We start from the raw sequence: 26,797 nt of genomic DNA, 5'->3' as shown, positions 1-26,797 counted from the left end.
ATAAAAAGTAGCTGCATTGAGAGCAATTCAATATTTCCCCTATTTTATATTAAAATCCCCCTTTGCCAAGCGCTTTTTAACGGTTACAGAAAATAAATTAGCAATAGCAAAGCGAGCCTATGTAGTTCAATTAACCGCCAGGGGTGATTCAAAATTAAACCAGGATGTTTAATCAATTATTCACAAGGTTAATAGGTCATTTAACCTACTTAAGGGTGTTTTTTTAAGGAATCATCACAAAATATCGAGCTAATGCATTTTTTGTTGTACAATCTGCGCCGTTCACACATTAAAATTGGCTCGGAGATCAATGGATATAAAAGCTATCCAGGCGTTAATCGAAAGCGATATGAATGACGTCAATCAACTAATACATGCGCAAATGCGCTCAGATGTGGCGTTAGTTAATCAACTTGGTTTGTATATTGTTAACAGCGGTGGCAAACGCGTTCGCCCTATGTTGGCTATTTTGGCGGCTAAAGCGCTAGGTTACCAAGGCAAAGATCACATTACGCTAGCAACTATCATTGAATTTATTCATACCGCAACGCTTTTACATGATGATGTTGTAGATGAATCTAATTTGCGCCGTGGCACACCTACAGCAAATGCTGAGTTTGGTAATGCTGCTAGCGTACTGGTGGGTGATTTTATTTACACCCGCTCGTTTCAGCTAATGGTGGGTCTTGGTAAAATGCAAATAATGCAAGTACTGGCTGATGCAACCAACATTATTGCTGAAGGTGAAGTGCTGCAATTAATGAACTGCAACGACCCTGATACCACTGAAGCCAGTTATATGCAGGTTATTTATTCTAAAACCGCCAAGCTATTTGAAGCAGCGACGGGTCTTGCGGCCATTATTACTGAGCAAGACGATAGTGTACTAGAGGCACTTAATTTGTATGGCATGCATTTAGGTACTGCTTTTCAGTTAGTGGATGATGTTTTAGATTACAACGCTGATGCCGACCAACTTGGTAAAAACATTGGCGACGATTTAGCTGAAGGTAAGCCGACGTTACCTCTTATATATGCAATGCAACACGGTAGTGAGCATCAAACACAGTTAATAAGAGACGCTATTGAGCACTGTAATGGTATGGAGCACCTTGACGAGATACTGGCTGCACTTAAACATACCAATGCCCTTGAGTTCACAATGGAAAAAGCCGAGCAAGAAGCTAATAAAGCAATTGCCTGTTTAGATTGCTTAGCTGAGTCGAGTTACAAGCAAGCACTAATTAGCTTAGCTAGAATAGCGGTTGACCGCGACCACTAAGTAATACTGTGTAGATAATTCCGAGCAATAAAAAAGCCTGCAAATGCAGGCTTTTTTATGGGTTAATTTTGGCTATTACGCCATAAAATCAACACCTTCTTTGATATCTTTTTTCAGCGTTTCAAGCATGTCATTTTTAGCTTGCTCTTCAAATGCGCTTAAAGTGCCGTAAGAAAGAATTTCTTCTACGCCATTTTTGCCTAAACGTACTGGGTGTGCAAAGTACTCTGCATCGCCATTTTCAACAGCAACGTATGCATAATCTACAACGTCTTCACCTTGTAAGCCTTTAACTAAAGACATACAAAAACGTGCTGCAGCAGCACCCATAGATAATGTTGCAGAACCACCGCCCGCCTTAGCATTAACTACTTCAGTACCTGCATTTTGGATACGAGGAGTTAGTGTAGCTACTTCTTCATCAGTGAAAGTAACACCTTCAACTTGAGAAAGTAACGGTAGAATGGTTGTGCCTGAGTGGCCACCAATCACTGGTACTTTAACACTTGCTACGTCTACGCCTTTAAGTTCAGCAATAAACGCTTCAGAACGGATCACATCTAAAGTTGTAATACCAAATACACGCTTAGCATCGTAAGTACCTGCTTTTTTGAATACTTCAGCAACAATAGGTACAGTTCCATTAACTGGGTTAGTGATAATACCTACAAGCGCTTTAGGACAGTTAGCAACAATGCCTTCTGCTAATGTTTTAATGATACCAGCGTTAACATTAAATAAATCTGCACGATCCATACCTGGCTTACGTGGCATACCCGCTGGGATTAAAACAATATCACAACCTGTTAATGCTTTATCTAGTGCATCTGCACCAAAACCTTCAACTTTTACATCTGTTGGGATATGAGAAAGGTCAACAGCAACACCAGGAACTACTGGCGCAACATCATATAGTGATAATTCTGAACCAGCTGGTAAGCCTGTTTTTAATAATAAAGACAACGCTTGACCGATACCGCCTGCAGCACCTAATACAGCAACTTTCATTGGAATTCTCCGTGATTTGAGGAAGGAAATATTTGTGGTTTATAAGATAAAGAAATTAACGACTAAAAACAAATTTATCCTGCCTATTTTAGCTATATTTTCGACCATAGTTGTAAACTTTGCTGTTTAAACGCAGCAAAACCTAAACAACTGCTGCATAAATATGCATTTTTGTGTAGAATTTGCAGTATCGACAACATAACTAATTAGACACTATGCAACCACAAGACAAACAAGAAGCATTGGTAAAAGCCTTTAAAGCACTTTTAAAAGAAGAGAATTTTGGCTCACAAGGCGAAATAGTTGACGCATTAAAAGAACAAGGCTTTGATAATATTAGCCAAAGTAAAGTGTCGCGGATGTTAAGTAAGTTTGGCGCGGTACGTACCCGCAATGCAAAACAAGAAATGGTGTACTGTTTACCTGCCGAAATGGGTGTACCAACCGCTAAAAGCCCGTTACGCCAGTTAGTTATTGACATTATGCATAACGAAATGATGATTATTATTCGCACCAGTCCTGGCGCTGCTCAGCTAATTGCCCGTTTACTTGACTCATTAGGTAAAGCAGATGGCGTATTAGGAACAATTGCCGGCGATGACACTATTTTTATTGCGCCAGCGAAAGTATCAGAAATAGACCTCACATTAGAGCGTGTGCGTATTTTGTTTGATACGGTTTAAACTCGTTTGGTTATCACTGTTACGGCTATACTAATACGTAGCCGTTACTGGCTTGTTTTATAGCTGCTTTAGAAATCGCACTGAGGGTGCAAAAAACGCAGAGCCCATATCTGCTTGAGTAAAATCAAGCCAATGGTCGTAATACTCCCCCTGCCCTAATCGGCTATTGAGTACTTTCTCGAACGCATCCCCTTTAGCCGAGCACGTAATCATTAACATCCCCTGCTCATACACGTCGCCATAAGGCATACTTTGATTTAGTAATAATGCTTGCCCCTGTTCATCTTTTAATTCACTTCGGGTTGCATGGCTGCTTTCAAGTGCGGGGCTTATTAGGGTATTGTCGAGACGAGTACGCCCCATTATTTGTTCTTGTTCTTGCAACGACAAGTGCTGCCATAACGTTAAGTCATGTTTATAGCGCTGAACATGAATATAGCTGCCTTGATCTTCAAAGCTATCAGGCTTATTAACGAGGGCCGTTACCCGTTTTTGACGACCATGCGGAGTATCGCCCGCATAAATAAAACCATTAAAATCACGGCCATCTAAAAAACGAAAATTTCGAATTTGCTCCACCAGCTCAACATCAGGGTTGAAAAGTTTTAATATTTGCAATGCAAACAGGTGGTTTACATCTTCTCTGTCTGAGCGGATTTGTACAAATAAATCGCATGGCCTTGCACTCATCACAAAATCGCTATGGGTGATATTAGGAAAGCTTTGCAGCTCACTTGGCATATAATCAGGCAGAATGTGTGGCCAATATTGCGCGCCAATGGCGACCATACAAGAAAGCATAGATTCAGAGAATTGATCACTAAACTCATCTTCAATATCGCTCACTTTTTTAAGCTTAGCGCGAAGTGATTCGTCGTGACCATCAAGTACATTAAAAAATAAGTGCAAACCGTGTAAGTTTGCTTCAGCACAAATCCCTGATTGCGCTTGCGCCATTATTATTCCTTACTTTTTAGAGCAAAACACAGCGATTAATTACGATTCAAAAAAATTCACCGTGTGCGGTTTTATTTTTATTATAACCTGTTCATTAATTTCAAATGACTGGCCATACTGGGCTGCAACTTCTATTTCTTGCTCATCAATAACCACAGTGTATACATAAGCAGAGCCAATAAAGCGACTACTTAATATACTAACCCGCTCAGATTGCTGTTGAGTATCGTTATTACTAACAAGTTCAAGTTGATGCGGACGCACATAAATAACGCCCTTATCCGCCACGCCATGCTGCTGTGGCTGTATTGATTCAACCACCCCAAACTGCGTTTGATATTCAGTAGCGGTTAATACGGTTGCGCTTAAGTATATGCCCTGACCCAGAAACTCTGCAACCTCCTTTGAACGTGGTTTAGCAAAAAGCTGTTCTGGCGTACCTTGCTGCGCAATTTTACCTTGGTGCATAACCGCAAGCGTATCTGAAAAAGCAAACGCCTCTTCTTTTGAGTGAGTAACAAACACAGCCGATACTTGCTGCGCCTTAATAATGCGTCTAATGTCGGCAATTAACTCAAATCGTACTTGGGTATCAATATTAGAAAATGGCTCGTCAAGTAACAGTAAGCTAGGTTTATATGCTAATGCGCGTGCAATCGCTACTCGCTGCTGTTGCCCACCAGAGAGTTGATGAGGGAATCTATCGGCGCAGCCTACCAAGTGTACCAGCTTTAGCATTTCACTTACGCGTGCGTGTTTATCTGCTTTGCTCATGCCGCTTAGCCCAAACGCAATATTATTAGCCACCGTTAAATGCGGAAATAACGCATAGTCTTGAAACATCATGCCAATATTACGATGCTCAGGTGAAACAAACGTCTTAGCATCACTGACTAGCTTACCATCAATAAATACCTGCCCTTGTTTGGCTTCAATTAATCCTGCAATGGCTTTTAGTGTGGTGGTTTTACCGCAGCCACTGGCTCCGAGTAAACACACTATTTCGTCTTTACCTAAGGTTAAATCTAAATTATCTATCACCTTAGTCCCGTTATATGCATAGCTCACGCCTTGTAAAATCAAACTACTCATTTAGCTACGTTGCTCCATTGAACGGTTAATAAAATATAACGGAATAAACCCCACCACCACAATAAACAAAGCCGATATAGAGGCCAGCTCTAATTGTTCATCGCTTACATACTGAAACACATGAGTTGCTAAGCTTTCAAAATCAAAAGGCCTTAACAACAAAGCTGCGGGTAGCTCTTTCATACACTCGATAAAGACCAATAAACCGGCGGTTAATAAGCCTCGGCGTAATAAAGGTAAGTGCACAAAGCGTAATGTGCGCCCTTGGCTTTTTCCCATTGACTGGCTTGCCATATCAAGGGAGGGACTAATGCGTGAAAAGCTCGACTCAATAGCTCCGTGTGCAACGGCGTAAAACCGCACTATATAAGCAAAAATAATAGTGAGTAAGCTGCCAGTAAGTAATAAACCAATATCTAAATCATAAGGAGCTAAAGTGCGGTTGATAGTATTTTCTAATAGGGTGAGTGGCAACAATACCGCTATCGCTAATACTGTGCCGGGTAACGCATAGCCCGTACTGGCCAAACGCCCGGGTATTAATGGATTTTTTTGTTTAGCAATGCGCTGATAAAACACCACTAAAACACTCAGTATAATAGTCACCACACTGACTACAGCCGCCACTTTTAAACTTTGCCATGCATAGCTAAAAAACTCACTATTCCACGCTTGATCAAAATACATAACTGCATATTTGAGCAATACAACCATCGGAATAATAAACGAAATAATTAAAATAAAGCTACAAAACCCCGTTGCTAGCCACGCAGACTTGCCTTTGAGGATATAAAGCGCCTCGCTGTTCACGCTCGATTGACGCTCAAATACCGCTTGGTTACGACGGCTAAAACGCTCGGTGATCAATGCTAAGAACAGCAATAACAACATCACCCCTGAAATTTTTGCTGCTGCAGTTAATGAATAATAGCCAAACCAGGTATCGTATACGGCAGTGGTTAATGTACTGACAGCAAAATAGCTTACGGTGGCAAAATCAGCCATGGTTTCCATGCTGATCAAAGCAAGTGCCGCTACAATGGCACCACGGGATAATACAAGGCTGACTTTAAAAAAGCTTTTCCATGCATTTAGCCCCATTAACTGACTGGCTTGGACTAACTTAAAAGATTGTTCTCGCAGTGCAGTTTTAAAAATTAAATATAAATACGGGTAGAGTACCAGCGCAATCATAACAATAGCCCCTGGTAAGGTGCGTATATCAAAAAACCAGTAATCACTTGGCGACTGCCAACCAAACCACTCTCTTAGAGTTATTTGTACCGGCCCCGCATAGTCGAGTAAATCGGTGTACACATAAGCAATAATATAAGTAGGCATGGCAAGAGGCAGCATCAATGCCCATTCAAATTGTTTTTTACCAGGAAAACGGCAATAAGCGGTGAGCCAACCCAGTGGTAACGCAATAAAGCAGCTAAGTAACCCTACACCTAAAACCAGTAATACGGTATTACTTATATAGTCCCACAGTACGGTATTCCACAGGTGGGTAAATACCTCTGAGTCGCCTTGTAAAGATTCTAATAGTAGGAAAAACAACGGGGTCGACAGCAATAACCCCGTCGACCACGCAATAAGCTGCCATTTTGACAGCTGAAATTTATAAGTCATTAAAGATCGAACTTCACCTCATCAATTAGCTTAAGGGCTAACGGACGATATTTGCTAATTTCATCAAGCGGTAAGCTGTCTTCCTTAAAGCTTCCCCATGATGCAACCAAACTAGAAAGTTTCACACCTGGCTTAACCGGATACTCCATATTGAGCGAGGCATACATATTTTGCGCCTTATTGTCTGTCATATACTCTATGAGTTTCAAGGCATTTTCAGGGTTTTTAGCATACTTAGTAATAACCGCACCCGATACATTTATATGTGATCCTCGGTCAGTTTGATTTGGAAAGTTAATATGAACGGCTTCAGCCCATGGTTTTTGTGCTTCGTCTTGCAGCATTTTGCCCAAGTAATAACTATTACCTAAGGCTAAATTACATAAACCTTCTTTAACCGCTTTAACTTGCGCTCGATCGTTACCTTGAGGTTTACGCGCTAAATTAGCTTTTACACCCTCGAGCCATGTTTTCGTCTGTGCTTCACCATGATGAGCAATCATAGAAGCCACAAGGCCTAAGTTATATGGGTGTTTGCCAGAGCGAGTACAAATTTGTCCTTTGTATTGCGGCTCAGCAAGCGCTTCGTAGGTAAGGTTAGGCAATGCGCCTAAACGCTCTTTTGAAGAGTAAACATTACGCACGCGCTTAGTGAGCGCTACCCACTGACCATCGCCATCACGAAATGCCGCCGGGACATTATTATTAACCTGCTCGCTTTCTATGGTTTGCGTAAGATTTAGCTCTTCTAATTGAATTAAAGCACTAAAGTTTGAGGTTAAAACTAAATCGGCTTTGCTGTGTTTACCTTCACGCTTAACACGTTCTATTAAGCCTTTTTTAGCAAACACCACATTGGTTTTAATGCCCGTTTGCTGTGTAAAATCGTCTAAAATAGGTTTAATTAAAAAAGGTTGTCGAAATGAGTAAATATTCACAACATCGGTTGCAACAGCCGGTGCTGAGGCAATTAACCCAACAACAAGCGCGAGTGTTTTTTTCATATTGTCTTACCTAACTAATAATTATTATCATTAATTTTACCGCGATGAACTAAAAAGTGCACACTTTATATAATCACTTCGTGATAAATACGCCCAAAAAAGAAAACCCTTGTAAGACATCTCTTACGCTTATGACAGCTAATGAGTAAAAACACTCTGTTTAACACCCCAAAAACATAGCAAGTTATTGTATTTTATATAATTTAAAAATATTTCATTTGTAAGAACCTAAACCATAAGCGGTTTTATCCTACATTTACTGCAAATCACTCTCTATAATTAACCCATAAATAAGCAACGACGCTTACCGAGTAAATGGAAACGGACTAACTACTCGAATACCAAGGTTTGGTTTTTAGGATAACAGGGATTTAAGGACAGGCTCAGGATGAGTATCGCAATGGAATGTTGCATAAGGGATAGCATCAGGATGATGCGTAATGGATAACAACACGGAAAAGTTGTTGCTAAAGGATAGGGAATAAAACGGACAGGCCTTAGGGCAACACAACGGAATGGTAGCAAAAGGAATGCACTCGGATGTGCAATAAGGATTGGTAATAGATTTTACCTTACAGGATGTTTTAGGGATTTATGGAGACAGGCCCGGATAGCCTATATTACATAGAACTAGAAAGTAATATTGTAATAACACGGATCGTAAAAATTGGAGTTGATTAGGTTCAATTGCAGGATGCAACAAAGTTAGAAGATTCCGCAAGCGCGACTAGAGATGGTTCGCGCTTTTCTTTTGCCTGAAAATCAGCGGTCAGCCAAGATTATATACATTCAAACTATGAACAAGCATTAAATCCAGCCTTTTCGTATCACCATCTTGCAGTTTATTCCGGCCTGCCTTTGTTGCGCTTACCGAGTAAATAGGCGTCGCGAAATTTGATAAAATGCTGTTCTAATTTAGTACTCGCATCAACCTCATTCGCTAATGCCAATACCATAATAGCCACTTCTGCCGTACCTAACTGGTGAGCATGGGGTGCTACACGTAATCGGTAATCTGAGAGCTTTTGTGCGGTAATAGAAAGCACGGGCAAATTATCTAGATAAGGACTTTTGCGGATCATTTTTTTAGCTTCACGCCATGTACCATCTAAAAATATAAATAAAGGCGTTTTACCTGCAACAGGCTCTACTTGCGTTACTACTCTATCTGTTTCAACATCTTCAGCAGGAAAAATCACAAAAGGCTGATATTTATCATTATTCAATAATGCTAATAAAGCAGGATCTGGGGAGGTTCTATCCCAGCGAAACGCATAATTGTCAGGGACTATTTCAGCAATTAAACGCCCTGTATTAGACGGTTTAAAACTTTCATTATGATACATCAGTAAACAAACCGCAGCGTCGCAACTTGCGTACTCAGCGCCCTCACAAATACAGTAATACTTGGCAATTAAGCATTGCTCACAGCGGTCCATCTTACCGCCCCGGGCATTAAACTCGCGTCGAGATTCACTTATTTGCTGGGCACGTAACGCTAAAACTGAATTTTTGAAACCTTGAGTCACTGTGGTTTATTACCTATAAATTGATGGCTGCGCATTGTAGCTAAAATAAAAGGGAATAGATATCAGCTATCAGCTATCAGCTATCAGCTATCAGCTATCAGCTATCAGCTATCAGCTATCAGCTATCAGCTATCAGCTATCAGCTATCAGCTATCAGCTATCAGCTATCAGCTATCAGCTATCAGCTCAAAATAAAAAACGATACCAACAAAAGCTAGTTTTGTTTTATCTATTTTTGAATTGGCGGCTATAAAAACAAAAACCCAGCAAAAGCTGGGTTTTTAAAAACTAAATTAAAAAGTTAAATTACTTCTTCTTTTTAACTGCTTTTTTGTTTGGTAAATCAGTGATTGAACCTTCAAAAATTTCAGCTGCAAGGCCGATTGATTCGTTCAATGTTGGGTGAGCATGAATTGTTAGCGCTAGGTCTTCACCATCTGCACCCATTTCAATACCTAGACCGATTTCGCCCAGCATTTCGCCTGCGTTAATACCAATCATAGCACCACCGATAATACGGCCGCTCTCTTTATCAAAAATAAGCTTAGTAGAACCTTCAGTACGTGAAGAGGCAATTGCACGACCCGATGCAGCCCAAGGGAATACTGCTGTTTCAATGCTTAAACCTTGCTCTTTGGCTTCTTTTTCAGTTACACCCGCCCATGCAATTTCAGGGTCAGTGTAAGCAATTGAAGGAATACACTTAGGATCAAAGTAATGTTTTTGACCAGAGATAACTTCAGCAGCAACATGACCTTCATGAACCGCTTTATGCGCAAGCATAGGCTGACCCACTAAGTCACCAATTGCAAAAATATGTTCTACGTTAGTACGTAATTGCTTATCAACGTTAATAAAACCACGCTCATCAACATTCACACCCGCTTTATCAGCGTCTAACATGTTACCATTTGGTGTACGACCTACAGCAACAAGTACTTTGTCGTAACGTACTGGCTCTGCTGGTGCATTTTTGCCTTCAAAAGTAACATATAAACCGTCGTCTTTTGCTTCAACGCCAGTTACTTTAGTTGAAAGCATCACGTTAAACTTGTCTTTAACATGCTTTTGGTAAATTTTAATGATGTCTTTATCAGCAGCAGGAACAAGTTGGTCTGCAAATTCTACAACATCAATTGCAGAACCTAGTGCACGGTAAACCGTACCCATTTCTAGACCGATAATACCACCACCTAAAACAAGTAGTTTTTCAGGAACATCTTTAAGCTCTAGCGCACCCGTTGAATCAATAACGCGATCATCTTCTGGGATGAAAGGTAAGTTTACAGGTTTAGAACCCGCAGCAATAATTGCGTTATCAAAAGTAATGGTTGTTTTACCGTCAGCACCTTCAACGTCTAAGGTGTTGCTACCAGTGAATTTACCGTAACCAGAAACAACTTTTACTTTACGCATTTTAGCCATGCCGTCTAAGCCACCTGTAAGCTGGCCAACAACAGACTCTTTCCAAGAACGAACTTCATCTAAGTCAATTTTTGGTGCGCCAAAAGTAACGCCGTGAGATGACATTTCTGCAGCATCATCAATCACTTTAGCTACGTGTAAAAGTGCTTTAGAAGGAATACAACCAACATTAAGACATACACCGCCTAATGTCTCGCGAGATTCTACTAATGTAACTTCTAAGCCCAAGTCAGCAGCGCGAAAAGCCGCAGAGTAACCACCAGGACCACCGCCTAGTACAACAACTTGAGTTTTTAATTCGTTGCTCATGCTATTACCTTTATTGTTTGAACGGGACACAGCCCCAAAATTTAACTGCCATGTTTCTGCAAGGCAGAAAAGGGCATTTGTGCAAATATTGTATCATTGCAAATGATAAAAATCCCAGCTAAAAACAACTGGCTGGGATTTGATTTTACTCACTCTGTAGTGATCACATCACTAACTGGCGTATATCACTCATGTAACTTGCAAGAGTAACAGTAAAGCGTGCAGCAAGTGCACCGTCAATCACTCTATGGTCGTAAGACATTGAAAGTGGAACCATTAGCTTAGGCTCAAACTCTTTACCATTCCACTTAGGCTTCATTTCAGATTTAGACACACCTAAAATTGCCACCTCTGGTGCATTCACAATCGGCGTAAATGCCGTACCACCAATACCACCTAGGCTTGAAATAGTAAAACAACCACCTTGCATATCTGATGAACTTAACTTGCCATCACGTGCTTTAACAGATACTTCCATTAGTTCACGAGAGAGTTCAATAATGCCTTTTTTATCAACATCTTTAAATACTGGCACAACCAAGCCATTAGGCGTATCAACCGCTACACCAATATTGATGTACTTTTTAAGGATTAAGCTTTCGCCATCCTCAGAAAGTGATGAGTTAAATGTCGGAAACTCAGCAAGCGCTTTAGCTGCTGCTTTCATTACAAACACGAGTGGCGTAATTTTAACACCCAGCTTTTTCTTCTCGTTAAGCGCGTTTTGCTCTTTACGGAACTGCTCAAGGCTAGTGATATCCGCTTCATCAAACTGGGTAACATGTGGAATTTGTACCCAGTTACGGTGTAAGTTTTTACCTGATAGCTTTTGAATACGAGAGAGTTTTTTCTCTTCAATTTCACCAAACTTAGCAAAATCAACTTTTGGCCACGGAATTAATCCAAGCTCACCGCCACCGGCATTGCCTTTAGCTGCAGGTACTTGACCAGATTCAACTTGCTTAACCAGTTGCTTAACATAGTTTTGCACGTCTTCTTTAACAACACGGTTTTTACGACCTGTGCCTTTTACGTTCGCAAGGTTAATACCAAACTCACGTGCTAAACGACGAACCACTGGCGATGCATGAGCATAAGCGCTGTTGTTTTCAAAGCTCTCAGCACTTGCTTTTTCAGGCGCAGCAGTTGGTTTTGACTCTGCTTGAGCCGCTGGCTTAGATTCAGCCTTTGGCTCGTCTTGTTTTGCAGGCGCGTCACTTGGTGCACTACCCGCCACTTCAAATACAAAAATCAGGGAACCCGTTTTAACTTTATCGCCTGTTGCCACTTTAATTTCTTTTACAGTACCAGCAAACGGCGCCGGTACTTCCATAGCAGCTTTATCGCCCTCAACGTTTAAGATAGATTGCTCTTCTTCTACGCTATCGCCAACCGCAACCATGACTTCTGTTACTTCAACTTCGTCATCACCAATATCCGGTACGCTAACTTCTTTTGTGCTTGATTCTGACGCTTTAGATGAAGCAGCTTTTTCAGCAGGCTTCTCTTGCGTTTTTGAATCACTTGCAGGTGCAGTTTCGTTACCACCACCAGCGACTTCAAAAACAAACACTAATGAGCCCGTTTTCACTTTGTCACCAGTATTTACTTTAATTTCTTTTACAGTGCCAGCAAAGGGTGCAGGTACTTCCATGGCGGCTTTATCGCCTTCAACGTTTAAGATAGATTGCTCTTCTTCTACGCTATCGCCAACCGCAACCATCACTTCAGTCACTTCAACTTCGTCATCGCCAATATCTGGCACAGTCACTTCTTTGGTTGACGAGCCCGATGACGCAGCCGGTGCTGCTTCCTCGGTTTTTTCAGCTTCTTTAGAGTCAGCAGCAGGGTTTTGCGCTTCACCTTCAAAGATGAACACTAAACTGCCTGTGGTTACTGTATCGCCCACATTTACTTTAATTTCTTTTACCGTACCCGCTTGTTCAGCAGGTACTTCCATCGCAGCTTTATCGCCTTCAACACTTAATAGTGATTGGTCAACTTCAACTTTATCGCCAACGCTCACTAGTATTTCGGTTACTTCTACTTCATCGCCACCGATATCAGGTACTTTAATTTCAATACTCATTGCAAACCTCTTATGCGTACAGTGGATTTAGTTTGTTCGTGTCGATGTTGAACTTTTTAATTGCTTCAACAACCACTGACTTTTCAACTTCACCACGTTTAGCAAGTTCAGATAATGTCGCAACTACCACGTAGCTTGCGTTAACTTCAAAGTGACGACGTAGGTTTTCACGGCTGTCTGAACGACCGTAACCATCTGTACCCAATACTTTGTAGTTACTGCTTGGGATAAATGAACGTGCTTGCTCTGCGTAGTTTTTCATGTAATCCGTTGCAGCAACAGTGACTGAATCGTTTAATACGCTTGTAATGTAAGCTGTTTTTTGCTCGCTTTCTGGGTTAAGCATGTTGAAACGTTCAACATCTTGTCCATCACGGGTAAGTTCATTAAATGAAGTTACAGAGTAAACATCAGACGCAATACCAAACTCTTCGCTTAAAATTGCCGCCGCTTTACGCACTTCAGTCATGATAGTACCTGAGCTTAATAGCTGTACGTTGGCTTTTTTGCCTTCGTAGCTTTCAAGCTTGTAAATACCTTTACGAATACCTTCTTCAGCGCCTTCTGGCATTGCTGGCTGATGGTAGTTTTCGTTCATTAACGTTAGGTAGTAGTAAATGTTTTCTTGATCTTCACCGTACATACGACGAATACCGTCTTGCACAATAACCGCTACTTCAAATGCATAAGTAGGATCGTAAGAAATACAGTTAGGTACCGTGTTTGCAAGAATGTGGCTGTGGCCATCTTCGTGCTGTAAGCCTTCGCCATTTAGCGTTGTACGACCCGCCGTAGCACCTAATAAGAAACCACGTGCTTGTTGATCTCCTGCCATCCACGCCATGTCACCAACACGTTGGAAACCAAACATAGAGTAGTAAATGTAGAATGGGATCATCGGTAAGTCGTTGGTGCTGTAAGATGTTGCAGCAGCAACCCATGACGACATTGCACCTAGCTCGTTAATCCCTTCTTGTAGTACTTGACCTGAGGTTGCTTCTTTGTAGTAAGAAACAATATCACGGTCTTGAGGGGTGTAATTTTGGCCATGTGGGTTGTAAATACCGATTTGACGGAATAAACCTTCCATACCAAAGGTACGTGCTTCATCGGCAATAATAGGCACAATGTTTTTACCAATGCCTTTATCTTTTAATAAAATATTAAGAGCACGTACAAAGCCCATAGTGGTAGAAATATCACGCTTTTGTTCTTCAAGTAATGGCTTGAATGCGTCAACTTCTGGCAACTGTAACTTTTCAGAGAACTTAGCAATACGTGTTGGTGTGTAACCTTGTAATGCATCACGACGAGCATGTAGATACTTGTACTCTGGAGAATCTTTTTCAAGCTCTAAGTAAGGTAGCTCTTTTAATTGCTCTTCCGATACTAAGTCATCTAAGCCTAAGCGTGAGCGTAAGTGAGCCACATGCGACATATCCATTTTCTTAACTTGGTGCGCAATGTTTTTACCTTCAGCTGCTTCACCCATGCCGTAACCTTTTACAGTTTTAGCTAGGATCACTGTTGGACGACCTTTCGTCTCTTCTGCCTTTTTAAATGCGGCATAAAGTTTTGAAGATTCGTGACCACCACGCTTAAGCGCAAAAATTTCGTCATCCGTCATATCAGCAACAAGTGCTGCAGTTTCAGGGTAACGACCAAAGAAATGTTCACGTACGTACGCGCCATCTTTTGCTTTATATGTTTGGTAATCGCCATCAACAGTTTCGTTCATTAGTTGCAGTAATTTACCTGTGGTGTCTTTAGCAAGGAGAATATCCCAACCGCTGCCCCAAACAAGTTTAATAACATTCCAGCCAGCGCCTTTAAATAGCCCTTCTAGCTCTTGAATGATTTTACCGTTACCCATTACTGGGCCGTCTAGGCGCTGTAAATTACAGTTAACTAAGTAACATAAGTTGTCCAGCTTTTCACGTGCAGCGAAAGAGATAGCACCACGTGATTCTGGCTCATCCATTTCACCGTCACCTAAAAACGCGTATACACGTTGGTTTTTAGTGTCTTTTAAGCCACGGCCATCTAAGTATTTTAAGAAACGTGCTTGGTAAATTGAAGAAATTGGACCTAAGCCCATAGATACCGTTGGGAACTGCCAAAACTCTGGCATTAATTTAGGGTGAGGGTAAGAAGGTAAGCCTTTACCATCTACTTCCTGACGGAAATTATCAAGCTGTTCGGCACTTAAACGCCCTTCAACAAATGCACGCGCATAAATACCCGGAGAAATATGACCTTGGTAATAAACTAAATCACCACCATCAACATCATTTGGCGCTTTAAAGAAATGGTTAAAACATACTTCATAAAATGCAGCAGACGATTGGTAAGACGCCATATGGCCGCCTAAGTCGAGATCTTTTTTCGATGCACGCAATACAATCATAATCGCGTTCCAACGAATAATTGAACGAATACGGCGCTCAAGATTTACATCACCAGGGTAGGCAGGTTCTTGATCAACCGGGATCGTATTAACGTAGTTTGTGTTAATGCCAGTTGGCATATCAACACCGTCTAAGCGGGCTTGCTCTAACACTTGCTCAAGTAAAAACTGAGCTCGTTCAACACCTTCTTCGCGCACAACTGATTCAAGAGCTTGTAACCACTCTTGTGTTTCTAGCGCGTCTACGTCAATTTTATTGACTTCAGACATATGGAGGTTTCCTTATGTTTAAAATACTAATTTTATGTATTGAATACTTCACTGTTAACTCAAGTTAACAGTGAATGTACTTGCTTAATTTTGTTTGGTGCGTCTCAAACTACGTTCAATTCGCGAGTGCTCTTTACCCGCTTCAAGCAATGCTTCTTCAATATAGGCTAAATGCGCATTACTCGCTAAGCGAGCTTGTTCAGGATTACCGTCAATCACTGCATCCATTAATAAGCGTCTATGCTCGGCTAATTGGCTGCTTATATCTGACTTTTTAAGTAACACCGTTAAATTTTGTAAAACATTCTGCTCAAGTAAGCTTTGCATCCCTCTTACTAAATGTAGTAACACTACGTTATGAGACGCCTCAGCGATGCAAAAATGAAAGTCATTAATCGCTTTGGCTTTTTGCTTTAATTCATCTTTAGCTAATGCAATCTGATCAAAGCTCTGTTTTACTTTTGCAAAATCGTTACTTGTTCCGCGAAGTGCTGCGTAATAAGCCGCAATTCCCTCTAGCGCATGACGAAATTCTAATAAATCAAATTGCGATTCGGGGTGTTTACTGATCAAATCAAACAACGGATCAGTCAGCCCCTCCTCCAATTGATTTTTTACATACGTTCCACCACCTTGACGACGGGTTACGAGCCCTTTTGCCTCAAGCTTTTGAATGGCTTCACGCAACGACGGACGCGACACTTCAAATTGCTTAGCGAGTTCACGCTCCGGTGGTAACTTTTCTCCTGGTGCTAACGACCCCTCAAGAATCATGTTCTCAAGTTGTTGTAAAATAACATCAGATAATTTTGCCGCTTTAATTTTTAAAGACATCAATCAACGTCCGCGTTGTATAAGTGCTAGCAGCCCATTAAATAAGGCTTTTAACTGAATGACCTAACCAAAAGGTAAATTGGTCATACCAAATTTTGCCATACGTTATCAAAAACCGTAATTACTGTCAATTTACAGCAGTTTTAAAGCCCTAAGGCCAGCGTAACGTAATTTAAACAAAGTTCAAATAATACACAGAATGCAGAGGATAAAGAAAGGTTAATAATATGAAAAACAAATGGTCAGACCAGCTAATTTAGATTTTCGGGGTTCGGGGTTCGGGGTTCGGGGTTCGGGGTTCGGGGTTCGGGGTTCGGGGTTCGGGGTTCGGGGTTCGGGGTTCGGGGTTCGGCAGTAGGATAAAACGTAGCGCCTCATACAAACATACCCTTATTTTATTGTAATCGAGAGTTTATCTCCCGCATATTTAGAGTCTAGGTTAAAGATCAAAGGTTTTAAGCCCGTTCCCCGTTCCCCGTTCCCCGTTGCTCATTGCTCGTAGCCCGCCAACTAATACCTAGAACCTAACCCCTGCTCTTTAACTTAAACCACCAAATAAAGTCATTAAGGCAATTAATACTAAATAAAAAAGTACATTTCGCTTAACCAGTTTGATCATGCAGGTGGCCTCAAAGGTGCAACCATAGTAGCGCTCTTCAACTTGTTCAGCCGCTAGCGCCGTATAAGTAATCACCTTGCGATTAGGACTTGAAAAGTCAAACACGTAATGTAACCAACAGCTAGTCCCTTTATTAAAGTTACCAATCACTAAATAGCCAAAACTGGTAATACGCGCAGGGAGCCAATCAAGCCAAAACAATAAACGGTGGAGGAGTTTAAAATGCTTAGCAATGACTTCATCGCGGTTGTCACTGACTAAGTCGGCAAAGGTACGTACTAATGCATAAAAAACAGCACCAGCAACGCCCAATACCACAAACCAAAATATAACCGCACAATAAAATCGAAAGTTAACCCAAGCCAGCGTTTGCCCTAAGGTTTCGCCGCCTTGTTGCTCTTGGGTGCGTTTTTGCCCTAATTGCAAAGCATACAAAGACGCAGCGGTTTGATCCCCTCGGGTCAGTGCATTTAAATACGACTTATACAAAGCGCGTTGCTTAGCACAACCAAAACAAACGAGTAACACCGCCACATTAAAAACAAGCTGCCAAAGTGCAAAGTCAGATAAAAAATACACACACCCTACGGCAATCACAGGCAGTAATAACCAAATTAAAAACCCTGTTGCAGTGCCAAATAAACCTTTATTGGTCAATAAATTAACAGAGCGAGTTAAGTAGCCATTAGCGTAATAACTCATTTGCCAATGCGCAGAGCGAGCACCTAAACGCTCAAGTATCAGTGCAATTATTATTGAAACCAAAATCATGTTGTTACTCGCTTAACTTAGTTATTCAATTAGGTTAAAAAACTTACGCCAGTTAAAACTCGCTCCAGGGTCGGTTTTTCGCCCAGGGGCTATATCGCAATGCCCAACTATATTACTGGCTGTTATTTTTGGATAGCACTGCATAATAGCCTGCGCCAATGCAGCTAAACTTCGATATTGCGCATCGGTATAGTTAATGGTATCTGTGCCTTCAAGCTCTATACCTATACTAAAATCATTACAATTTTGTTGCCCAGCAAAGCAGGAGCGCCCCGCATGCCATGCACGTTTTTCAAAAGGCACATACTGTATAACTTCGCCGCAGCGCTTAATAAAACAATGCGCTGACACCTTAAGCCCCTCTAGGTCACTAAAGCTAGAATGTGCATTACAATCAATACACCCCATAAATAAATCATCAACATACGGAGTGTTAAACTGCCCTGCGGGCAATGAAATATTATGAATAACCAACAGCGAAATATCGCACTGAGCAGGTCGCTCGTCAAAGTGGCTACACGCCCGCTGGCTAATATTATTTATAACGCCTAAAGAATCTATTTTCATAACTAACCAAAATTGATGTATATCAAGATGCTAATAGATTTAACCCTATAAAGATAGCGTAATACTAAACGATAAAATATGATTAACGTGTAAATTAAGCGCTGGCTGATTAGTTTAGTTGTTAGCTGCTTCTATTTAGTAATTAAACAGAGTAAAATTTAGTTAATTTATTATCTATTATGAGCTTTTTCATGTCTATTTCGCATACCCTAATTAGTCAACTTGTTACCTTAGCACTTGATGAAGATCTAAATTACCAAAGCGCTGAACAAGGCGATATTACCGCACAGCTTATTCCTCAAGCTGAGCAAGCCCATGCGAAAGTGATCACCCGTGAAGACTGCATCTTTTGTGGTAAAGACCTAATCATTGAAGTGTTTAAACAAGTCGACCCAAGCGTGGTTGTAAATATATGCGTGAACGACGGCGACTTTGTCAGTGCCAATAGCACTTTATTTACCGCATCAGGTTCTGCTCGCGCTATTTTAACAGCCGAGCGCACCGCACTTAACTTTGTACAAACGCTTTCTGGTACGGCCACAACTACAGCGCACTATGTAAAAGAGTTAAGTGGAACTAGCACGCAACTACTCGATACCCGTAAAACTATTCCAGGACTTAGAGCGCTACAAAAGTATGCAGTTAAATGTGGCGGCGGTGCAAACCATCGAATTGGTTTGTTTGATGCGTTTTTAATTAAAGAAAACCACATAGCAGCCTGTGGAGGAATTAATAACGCAGTAGCTCAAGCTAAGCTAAATCATGCCGATAAACCTATAGAGGTTGAAGTTGAATCGTTTGATGAGCTAGAGCAAGCCATTAACGCAGGTGCCGACATTATTATGTTAGATAATTTTAATCCAGAGCAAATACGCCAAGCAGTTAGCATTACAAATAAGCGCGCTAAACTTGAAGTGTCGGGCAATATGACCCTAGAAACACTAAAAGCCTACTCGCAAGCAGGCGTAGACTTTATCTCAAGTGGTGCGCTTACAAAAAATTTACAATCAATCGATTTATCGATGCGATTTGAATAAATAATTTAAAAACTATTTATATATTCTTGCGCTAATTGATTGACAGCTTTTAAAAAAGGGCATTAAATAATTCAAAAGGATTATTTGTAACAAGTTATTAAATTAATGCGTTTTTTATAAAGTTTTTACATACAAAAGCGCAATAAACAGTGTTAGACTCGTTCATATTGACTAGTTTTAAATATTTAATTAGTTATAAAGAGTGAAAAGGTATTTATAAGGGACAGAGTAAAAATAAGCGATAAGGTTTATTTTTATAATTAGCTTGTAACTTACGCGGGCTATAACTAACTTTTAATAGTTAGATTTATGCTCGAGTAAGGGACAAATTAACGAATAACCGTCATGCAGTGCGATATCTTTGCGGCCAATATTTTACCGCTTAGACACAGCACTAAATTTGGCAAAATGATTTTATTTTTGTAGTAACAGGTTAAGTAAACAACATAAGTTACAGTTTATAAACTTATACCCGTTTGGCTTACCACAACATTATCCTTTAGGAGAGGAAACATGCAAACAATGACACAACAAAACCAAAAGGGTTTCACCCTAATTGAATTAATGATTGTAGTAGCAATCATCGGTATTTTAGCAGCAGTAGCACTGCCTGCTTATTCTGATTATCAAGCTTCATCTAAACTAACAGCTGGTTTAGCTGAGATATCAGCAGGTAGAACGGGGTTTGAAGTTGCTTCTAACAATGGCGAGACTCCTACAAATGATCTTGTAGGCTTATCTGGTTCGACGAAAAACTGTACTATACAAACTGATGCAACCGGCATAGAGTGCTCAATTGTAAATGCCCCAACTCAAGTTCAAGGCGCAAAAATAAAATGGACTCGCACATCAACTGGTGGTTGGTCTTGTGCGACTACAGGTATTACAGGTGACAAAACCTTAGCACCCAAAAGCTGTCCACAATCTTAGCAAGTTACTGCTTTTAAAAAGCGCCTGAATTGGCGCTTTTTAATACTTAAAAGTTAACATCTATGATGACAGAAAATATAATAAGAACGCTGCCCATTAATTTATTTTTTCTGCTCACACTTGTACCTATAGTACCTATAGTGTCCTACGATTATCATAACCACCAACGAATAATCCAAGTAGCTTTCTTAATTAGCATAAGCCTACTAGTGACCACGTTTTTTTTTACAAACAAAAAATCTACTTTTAAATCTTCATTAAATAAAAAAAATTGTGTGTTTTTTTTAATCTTTCTTTTTTTTGGATACTTATCATCATTATTAAATATGGAACGAAGCTTTAGTTCTTTTTATACATTTCATATAAGCCTACTTATTATAGCTATGTGCTACATCAGTACCATAAATGATAAGAGATCTATTTTATTTATCATTTATACATTATTAATAACTCACACAAGCTTGGTTTTGATATGTCTGCTCAATATAGTATTTACACTTTCTGAACAGCAACCTTTAAACCCATACATAATATATTCTGGCTTCATCAACATTAGATTTTTTAACCAAGTACAGGTCTTTATCCTTCCCTTTTTAGTATTACTTCTAAAATTTAAGAGCATCCAACGCATCGTATTCATTATTTTATTTTTGAACTTATTACTAATCTTTATTGGTCAAGCTCGCGGCGCTTTACTCTCTTTCTTAATCTTCTCTATGTTTGCTCTTGCACTAAAAACCACAATGAAAAAGCAAATACTTATTGGATTAATCTGCCTAGTTATAAGTTATATTAGTTTTTATGCACTCGATTCACTAAACCAAAGTGGAGCTGAAATACTCCGAACAAACTCATCTGGTCGCATTGATTTATGGTGTAATACTCTATCAAGCTTAACTTTAAAACACTTGCTAATAGGCAATGGTCCTGGAGTATTTGAAATGTCACTTGGAAATGTAGCGCCATTTAGCCACCCACACAACTCGTTAGTTGAAATTTTAAATGAGTGGGGTAGTGTTGCATTTGTCAGTAGTATAGCGGTGATACTCACAACATTGAAAAAAGCAATCACACATCTTAAAAAACACAAAAATGATATAATTACCGAGAGTATTTTTTATTCGTTTATTATAGGTATGACCTATTCGCTGTTTTCAGGTGTACACGTAATGCCTGTTTCACAAACATTATTATTTATTGTGTGGGGGCTATTGTTAGGCAGAGTGAATATTCAGAATCAAACCCCTATCTATATTAATAAATATTTAAAATTTATCCTGGTAAGCTTATTTATAGTTGCATATTTTTTCTATTTGCAAAAAGCTCTGAATATTTATAACAATATAGATCCTGATAAAGGCTATATTTATGGGCCCCGATTTTGGTCTGTTGGCCAACGTTTCTAATAGAAACATATTTTCTACCAAGAGTCATTAGTTTAAGTTATGCTTACAACTACAAACCTTTAACCTGATTAGAATTGGGTGCTCTCTAATGGCAAAAAAACAAGAAGAGAAAGGCCTTGATACCTTTCAATGGGTAGGTGTAAGCGCCCGTGGGAAAAAACTTGAAGGTGAACTTTCAGGCTCAAGTATCGCTTTAGTTAAAGCCCAGCTACGCAAACAAGGTATTACCCCCTCAAAAGTAAAGCGTAAAGCCAAACCCCTGTTTGGTATAAAAAGCGTACAAAAAATAACCCCTAAAGATATTGCTTTAGTGACCCGACAAATAGCCACTATGTTGATGGCGGGTGTGCCGCTAATTCAATCCATAGAGATGATAGCTTCAGGCTCCACCAATAAAAGCGTGAGTAAGCTCATGAGTGCTATTGGCGATGAAGTAAAAGCTGGGTTGCCGCTTTCTAACGCACTTAGAAAATACCCGCGTTATTTTGATGATTTATATTGCGATTTAGTGGCCTCAGGCGAGCAATCGGGTGCACTAGATAAAATATTTGACCGCGTTGCTCTTTATAAAGAAAAATCAGAAGCGCTTAAATCAAAAATCAAAAAAGCCATGTTTTATCCAATGTCAGTATTAGTAATTGCTGGAATTGTAACTTCCATCTTATTGATTTTTGTAGTGCCGCAATTTCAAGATATTTTTTCCGGCTTTGGTGCAGAGCTCCCTGCTTTTACTTTATTTGTAATCGCCATTTCTGAATTTATGCAAGCCTATTGGTGGATGATGCTTATCGCTGTAATGGCATTTGGCTATATATTTAAAGAAGCGTCACTAAGGAGTTTAGCACTCAGAGATGCCACTGACCGCGCCATACTCAAACTACCTGTCATAGGCATGATTTTAAATAAAGCCGCCGTGGCGCGCTATGCGCGTACTTTATCGACCACCTTTGCTGCGGGTGTACCGCTGGTAGATGCGCTTGATTCTGCAGCTGGAGCCTCAGGTAACGCAGTTTACCGTTATGCTATTTTAGAAATAAAAGCCGAGGTGAGTTCAGGTAATCAAATGAACTGGGCGATGCGCAACTCTAAAATATTCCCCGATATGGTGATACAAATGGTCGCCATTGGTGAAGAGTCAGGATCGCTTGATGGCATGCTGGCAAAAGTTGCCACTATCTACGAGCAAGAAGTAGATGACGCCGTAGATGGCCTATCTAGCTTACTTGAGCCGTTAATAATGGCAGTGCTCGGTGTATTAGTCGGTGGCTTAATTGTCGCCATGTACTTACCTATATTCCAACTAGGTTCAGTTATTTAGCTTCGAGCTTCGAGCTTCGAGCTTCGAGCTTCGAGTTTCTAGGCCCGTTACCCGAAGCCCGTTGCCCGCAACTAAAGTGCGCGGTATAAAGCCCCGCCTACAGAACAATTAAAACGCGGTGATTCCCCGCAACTCGTAGCCCGTTGCTTGAACCTTGAACCTAACTTTGCACTTATATAAAACCACTGTATTATCAACACAGAATTTAGTTTTAGGTAAAATAAATGCAAAGTCTTTTTATTGATATCACCGCCGCGATGCAAAACCATTTATGGTTTTACTTAACCACTATTGGACTGGTGAGTTTATGTATTGGTAGCTTTTTAAATGTGGTGATTTATCGCTTACCGCTGATGATGCAAAAAGAATGGCAAACTGAATGCCGCTTATTATTAGCCGATGAACTAACCTGCCCAAAGGCTAAACAGACCTCTGAATACACTACTGACACGTTTAACTTAGTTAAACCCAATTCATGCTGCCCAAAGTGCAAAGCGGCGATTAAACCGTGGCAAAATATCCCTATAATTAGCTGGTTATTATTAAAAGGTAAATGCGCAATCTGTAACAACCCAATATCAGTACGTTACCCTCTCGTTGAGGCCATTACCGCTATTTTAAGTTTAGTGGTTGCCTACACCTTTGGCGCAACAGAGCAGGCTTTATTGTACATTGTAGTTACTTGGGCGTTGGTAGCACTGACTTTTATTGATATTGATCACATGCTACTGCCGGACCAGCTTACTTTGCCACTTTTATGGTTAGCGTTAATCGCCTCAGTTATGGGTTATACCATTGCCCCTAGCGATGCCATTATTGGCGCAGCATGTGGCTATTTAAGCTTATGGAGTGTGTTTTGGTTGTTTAAATTAATAACCGGTAAAGAAGGCATGGGCTATGGCGACTTTAAATTACTTGCCGTATTTGGAGCCATACTGGGTTGGCAATCGTTATTGACCATTATTTTGCTCTCAAGCGTAGTTGGCGCTGTAATTGGCATTGCTCTACTGAGTATTCAAGGTAAAGACAAAGCAACGCCCATTCCTTTTGGCCCTTACTTAGCAATAGCCGGCTGGATCACTATGCTATGGGGAACGCAACTGCAAAACAGCTATTTTAATTTTATTGGCTACTAACTATGAGCAATACACAACATCATAAAAATAACTGGGTATTGGGACTAACTGGCGGGATTGGCTGTGGTAAAACCGCAGTTAGCGATATGTTGGCAGAGCTAGGCATTACTATTGTGGATGCAGATTTAGTGGCTCGCCAAGTGGTTGAACCTGGCACTGATGGCCTAAAAGCGATTATTGCGCATTTTGGCAATGATATACTCGATGAACATGGCGCTTTAAATCGCAGCGAGCTAAGAGCGCGCATTTTTAGTAACCCTGAGCAAAAAACATGGCTCAATGCCCTGCTGCACCCATTAATACGCACTCAGCTTATTATTGATTTAAAAAACGCGCAAAGCGACTACGTGGTGTTAGTTGCCCCACTATTATTTGAAAATGGGCTTGATGGCTACTGTCATCGTACTTTGCTAATAGATGTTCCCAAAGAGGTGCAAATTGCACGTACTACACAGCGCGACAATATAAGCATTGAACAAGCAGAGCAAATTATTGACGCACAAATGTCTCGAGAGCATAAACAACAAAAAGCGGATGATATTTTAAATAATAACCGCGACCTAAGCGATGTAAAACAAGGCTTACTTAAACTGCATAATTATTATTTACAGCAAGCTAAGTCTACAATATAAATAAATTAACCCAATCGCAGCGCAATAAACTGATATTTTTATCAGTAAATTATCTGCTGCATTGGTACGATTAATGTATTCCTTTCTTTTTTTCTGATAAATTGCTGACTAAAGAAGGATAAAATCAGGTGCGCAATGAATATTAACTCACCGTTATTAAGAAAATTTATTACCCTCGGCCGGGTTGATACTGATACCGTAAAAACACGGCAGCAAGATTTTGCGTCAACTGCAGAGCTTATCTCTAAATGTGGAAAAATAGACAGTAAAGATTTAGCTGAGCAATGCATTGATTTATTTAGAGTGCCTTTTTTTGATTTAAAAGATTTTAATGTTGCACAAATATCAGCTGAGCTGGTTAAAGAAAAACTGATCCGCAAACACCATATTTTGCCTTTGGTACAAAAAGGCAGAAAAGTGTATATTGCCGCCTCAGATCCTACCGATTATGGTGCCTTCGAAAACTTTGAATTTAGCACGGGTTTATCGTGCGAAGTAGTTGTGGTTGACTACGTCCAGCTCGATAACAAAATTGAGCAATTACTCGATGCCACTGGCAGTTTAAATTTAAGTGAAGACGAATTTAAAGAGTTTGCTGAACTCGATTCTGAGCAGCACAAAGAACACACTCCTAAAGACGATGACAAAGACGACGCCCCAATAATTGTCTACATTAATAAAATTTTAATGGATGCAATAAAAAAAGGCGCCTCAGATTTACACTTTGAACCTTATGAACACAAATACCGTATTCGCTTTCGCATTGATGGTATTTTGCACGAAGTAGCCAGCCCGCCAAATACATTGGCCAGTAAGCTATCGGCGCGAATAAAAGTAATGTCGCGACTGGATATTGCAGAAAAGCGTAAGCCACAAGATGGCCGTATAAAGCTTAAGGTAACAGAGCGTAAAAGTATTGATTTTCGTGTTAGTACCATGCCAACTTTGTGGGGCGAAAAAATTGTAATGCGTATTCTTGATTCATCCAGTGCCATGCTAGGTATTGATGTATTAGGCTATGAACCCGAACAGAAAAAACTATACCTCGATGCACTAGAGCAACCGCAAGGAATGATTTTGGTTACCGGCCCAACCGGTTCAGGTAAAACGGTTTCTTTGTATACGGGCTTAAATATACTCAATCAGCCGGAGCGGAATATTAGTACCGCTGAAGATCCGGTAGAAATTAACCTCGAAGGGGTTAACCAAGTACAAATAAATACTAAAGCAGATATGACTTTTGCTAATGCACTGCGGGCGTTTTTACGTCAAGATCCCGATGTGGTGATGGTGGGTGAAATACGTGATTTAGAAACTGCAGAAATATCAATTAAAGCGGCGCAAACAGGTCACTTGGTGCTCTCAACACTGCATACCAATTCAGCGCCAGAAACGATTACTCGTTTGTTAAATATGGGTGTACCCGCGTATAATGTGGCCAGTTCTATTAGTTTAATTATAGCTCAGCGTTTAGCCCGAAGATTATGCTCTAAATGTAAAACACCAGAGCAGTTACCTCGCGAAGAGCTTATACGCCAAGGCTTTAGTGAACAACAAATTCAAGACATGGTTTTATACGCACCTAAAGGCTGTGAAAACTGTACCGATGGCTACAAAGGCCGTGTTGGTATTTACGAAGTAATGAAAATTACGCCTGAAATTGCCCAAATTATAATGCGCGGCGGTAACTCATTAGAAATTGCTGAGGTATCACTTAAAGCAGGATATAACAATTTGCGTTTATCGGGTATTCGTAAAGCCGCAGAGGGTGTGACCTCACTTGCTGAGATTAATCGTGTCACTAGTTTTTAAATAGAAAGCTTAGCTGTTTATTATAAATTGAGTCGCAAAGCCTATATT

Annotated in this window: 21 protein-coding genes; 9 read left to right on the top strand and 12 right to left on the bottom strand. The window is 40.3% G+C overall.

Annotated features, from left to right (window positions below):
- Window positions 1-310: 310 nt before the first annotated feature.
- Complete coding sequence (gene ispB / locus BM380_RS06990) at window positions 311-1,282, top strand: octaprenyl diphosphate synthase (protein WP_064663827.1); 972 nt, start codon at window positions 311-313, stop codon at window positions 1,280-1,282.
- A 75-nt stretch (window positions 1,283-1,357) separates the two neighbouring features.
- Here the strand turns inward: ispB and mdh are convergent, their stop codons facing one another.
- Window positions 1,358-2,290 carry a malate dehydrogenase gene (gene mdh, locus BM380_RS06985; protein WP_013465922.1) on the bottom strand — a complete coding sequence of 311 codons (933 nt, stop codon included), beginning with the start codon at window positions 2,288-2,290 and terminating at the stop codon, window positions 1,358-1,360.
- 215 nt (window positions 2,291-2,505) lie between these two features.
- Between mdh and argR the strand changes: the two genes are divergently transcribed.
- Window positions 2,506-2,973: a transcriptional regulator ArgR gene (gene argR / locus BM380_RS06980; protein WP_008114955.1), complete on the top strand. Its 468-nt coding sequence runs from the start codon at window positions 2,506-2,508 to the stop codon at window positions 2,971-2,973.
- 57 nt (window positions 2,974-3,030) lie between these two features.
- Here argR and BM380_RS06975 read toward each other — a convergent pair whose 3' ends face one another.
- From BM380_RS06975 to ampD, 11 genes are all read right to left on the bottom strand, one after another.
- Window positions 3,031-3,930, bottom strand: coding sequence for a Dyp-type peroxidase (locus BM380_RS06975; protein WP_013465923.1), 900 nt, complete (start codon window positions 3,928-3,930; stop codon window positions 3,031-3,033).
- Window positions 3,931-3,969: 39 nt separating this feature from the next.
- Window positions 3,970-5,022: an ABC transporter ATP-binding protein gene (locus tag BM380_RS06970; RefSeq protein ID WP_090493735.1), complete on the bottom strand. Its 1,053-nt coding sequence runs from the start codon at window positions 5,020-5,022 to the stop codon at window positions 3,970-3,972.
- Entirely contained in the window at window positions 5,023-6,654 is a 1,632-nt protein-coding gene (locus tag BM380_RS06965) for an ABC transporter permease (protein ID WP_090493732.1), read from the bottom strand.
- Complete coding sequence (locus BM380_RS06960; protein WP_090493730.1) at window positions 6,654-7,658, bottom strand: Fe(3+) ABC transporter substrate-binding protein; 1,005 nt, start codon at window positions 7,656-7,658, stop codon at window positions 6,654-6,656. The genes BM380_RS06965 and BM380_RS06960 overlap by 1 nt, the downstream gene beginning before the upstream one ends.
- Before the next feature lie 842 nt (window positions 7,659-8,500).
- Window positions 8,501-9,187: a tRNA-uridine aminocarboxypropyltransferase gene (locus tag BM380_RS06955; RefSeq protein WP_036956682.1), complete on the bottom strand. Its 687-nt coding sequence runs from the start codon at window positions 9,185-9,187 to the stop codon at window positions 8,501-8,503.
- Between the two features lie 306 nt (window positions 9,188-9,493).
- Complete coding sequence (gene lpdA, locus BM380_RS06950; protein WP_013465928.1) at window positions 9,494-10,921, bottom strand: dihydrolipoyl dehydrogenase; 1,428 nt, start codon at window positions 10,919-10,921, stop codon at window positions 9,494-9,496.
- A gap of 163 nt (window positions 10,922-11,084) precedes the next feature.
- Entirely contained in the window at window positions 11,085-13,010 is a 1,926-nt protein-coding gene (gene aceF, locus BM380_RS06945; protein WP_090493727.1) for a pyruvate dehydrogenase complex dihydrolipoyllysine-residue acetyltransferase, read from the bottom strand.
- Between the two features lie 10 nt (window positions 13,011-13,020).
- Window positions 13,021-15,687: a pyruvate dehydrogenase (acetyl-transferring), homodimeric type gene (gene aceE, locus BM380_RS06940; RefSeq protein ID WP_090493725.1), complete on the bottom strand. Its 2,667-nt coding sequence runs from the start codon at window positions 15,685-15,687 to the stop codon at window positions 13,021-13,023.
- Between the two features lie 84 nt (window positions 15,688-15,771).
- Window positions 15,772-16,521 carry a pyruvate dehydrogenase complex transcriptional repressor PdhR gene (gene pdhR / locus BM380_RS06935; RefSeq protein ID WP_008114937.1) on the bottom strand — a complete coding sequence of 250 codons (750 nt, stop codon included), beginning with the start codon at window positions 16,519-16,521 and terminating at the stop codon, window positions 15,772-15,774.
- Window positions 16,522-17,059: 538 nt separating this feature from the next.
- A complete protein-coding gene (ampE, locus tag BM380_RS06925) occupies window positions 17,060-17,911 on the bottom strand; it encodes a beta-lactamase regulator AmpE (protein WP_090493723.1) in 852 nt (283 codons plus the stop codon).
- Window positions 17,912-17,932: 21 nt separating this feature from the next.
- Window positions 17,933-18,478, bottom strand: a complete 546-nt coding sequence (gene ampD, locus BM380_RS06920) for a 1,6-anhydro-N-acetylmuramyl-L-alanine amidase AmpD (protein WP_090493721.1) — start codon at window positions 18,476-18,478, stop codon at window positions 17,933-17,935.
- A gap of 191 nt (window positions 18,479-18,669) precedes the next feature.
- Between ampD and nadC the strand changes: the two genes are divergently transcribed.
- The 7 genes from nadC (at window position 18,670) to pilB (ending at window position 26,749) form a co-directional block, all read left to right on the top strand.
- Window positions 18,670-19,515, top strand: coding sequence for a carboxylating nicotinate-nucleotide diphosphorylase (nadC, locus tag BM380_RS06915; protein WP_090493719.1), 846 nt, complete (start codon window positions 18,670-18,672; stop codon window positions 19,513-19,515).
- 513 nt (window positions 19,516-20,028) lie between these two features.
- Entirely contained in the window at window positions 20,029-20,445 is a 417-nt protein-coding gene (locus BM380_RS06910) for a pilin (RefSeq protein ID WP_090493717.1), read from the top strand.
- A 62-nt stretch (window positions 20,446-20,507) separates the two neighbouring features.
- A complete protein-coding gene (locus tag BM380_RS06905) occupies window positions 20,508-21,851 on the top strand; it encodes an O-antigen ligase family protein (RefSeq protein WP_090493715.1) in 1,344 nt (447 codons plus the stop codon).
- 88 nt (window positions 21,852-21,939) lie between these two features.
- Window positions 21,940-23,169 (top strand): type II secretion system F family protein, encoded by a 1,230-nt coding sequence (locus BM380_RS06900; RefSeq protein WP_090493713.1) that lies wholly within the window; start codon window positions 21,940-21,942, stop codon window positions 23,167-23,169.
- Window positions 23,170-23,393: 224 nt separating this feature from the next.
- A complete protein-coding gene (locus BM380_RS06895) occupies window positions 23,394-24,305 on the top strand; it encodes a prepilin peptidase (RefSeq protein WP_090493710.1) in 912 nt (303 codons plus the stop codon).
- 2 nt (window positions 24,306-24,307) lie between these two features.
- The gene (coaE, locus tag BM380_RS06890; protein ID WP_090493708.1) at window positions 24,308-24,937 is read left to right on the top strand and encodes a dephospho-CoA kinase; all 630 of its coding nucleotides are present in this window, start codon (window positions 24,308-24,310) and stop codon (window positions 24,935-24,937) included.
- Window positions 24,938-25,072: 135 nt separating this feature from the next.
- On the top strand, window positions 25,073-26,749 hold the full coding sequence (gene pilB / locus BM380_RS06885) for a type IV-A pilus assembly ATPase PilB (RefSeq protein WP_064664023.1): 1,677 nt from the start codon (window positions 25,073-25,075) through the stop codon (window positions 26,747-26,749).
- Window positions 26,750-26,797: the final 48 nt, after the last annotated feature.

The organism is Pseudoalteromonas sp. DSM 26666, assembly GCF_900116475.1.
In the GTDB taxonomy this organism is placed as follows: Bacteria; Pseudomonadota; Gammaproteobacteria; order Enterobacterales; family Alteromonadaceae; genus Pseudoalteromonas; species Pseudoalteromonas tetraodonis.
Note: the sequence above shows the minus strand (reverse complement) of the source record. Positions and strands in the feature narration are given on the sequence as shown.